General features: G+C 37.3%; 1 protein-coding gene. It reads right to left on the bottom strand.

What is annotated here, in order from left to right; all coding sequences use genetic code 11:
- Positions 1 to 123: 123 nt before the first annotated feature.
- A partial coding sequence (locus tag CWB85_RS21900; RefSeq protein WP_138556016.1) for a TonB-dependent receptor occupies positions 124 to 311 on the bottom strand: 188 nt, incomplete at its 5' end.

The raw sequence follows: 311 nt of genomic DNA on the forward strand, positions 1-311 counted from the left end.
ATGGCTTGTTAGATATTTACTGGCTATTTAACCATTAAATGAGTCACTTAAAAAATACAATGAGATAAAAAGCAAAAAGCCCGCACTTTTCGCAAAGTACGGGCTTTTTAAAGGGTATTAACCTTAGAAGTTAAATTGTGCAGCTAAACGTAAGTTGGTACCTTCGCCAACGGTGACATTATTGTCACCACCACCGCCTAGGTAGTCTGTATCAAATAAGTTTTCTACATTAAGGCGTAGGTTTATATCGGTATTGCTAACATTAAACTTATACGTTGCACCCACATCAACACGAGTGTAGGCATCTTTAG

This window comes from Pseudoalteromonas sp. S1727, assembly GCF_005886375.1.
Taxonomy (GTDB): domain Bacteria; phylum Pseudomonadota; class Gammaproteobacteria; order Enterobacterales; family Alteromonadaceae; genus Pseudoalteromonas; species Pseudoalteromonas haloplanktis.